Here is a 526-nt window from a genome sequence, read left to right on the forward strand (position 1 = left end):
CGATGGCGCCGCGGATCCAGGCGGTTTCGCCGCCCTCCTTCGCGCCCATGCGGCAGACGATGGCCTGGGCCCGTTCCGGCGTGTGGATGATCTCGGCCATGGCGACGCGCGCCAGGTCGATGAAGTTGGGGTCGCCCAGCAATTCCAGCTTGCGCATCAGCAGGTGTCGCAACTGCGTAGCCAGCGGCTGGTCGGCGCGATAGGTCACGCCGGCGTTGGCGACGCTGCGGTTCCACAGGTGTTCCAGCATCAGCCCGAACAGCTCGTCCTTGCTGGGAAAGTGGTTGTAGACAGTGCGCTTGGACACGCCGGCGGCGGCGGCGATGCGGTCCATGCTGGTGGCCTCGTAGCCCGCCGTGCGGAATTCCTCCACGGCGGCGCTGAGGATGGCCTCGCGCTTCCTGTCGGTAAGCCGCTGTGGAGCTTCTGCCATGGGAACGTCCTAAGGAAAAGATAGCGAAAATTTTACACTCTGCGGTGTACTTTCAAGGAAAACGAAATTACACTGATCAGTATACTTTTTGAC

General features: G+C 62.2%; 1 protein-coding gene. It reads right to left on the bottom strand.

The annotated features are described in order from the left end of the window. Positions 1-433: TetR/AcrR family transcriptional regulator (locus DNK89_RS23955; RefSeq protein ID WP_110962023.1), on the bottom strand; the 433-nt coding region annotated here is incomplete at its 3' end. Positions 434-526: the final 93 nt, after the last annotated feature.

The sequence above is a fragment of the Acidovorax sp. ST3 genome (assembly GCF_003231145.1).
In the GTDB taxonomy this organism is placed as follows: domain Bacteria; phylum Pseudomonadota; class Gammaproteobacteria; order Burkholderiales; family Burkholderiaceae_C; genus Acidovorax.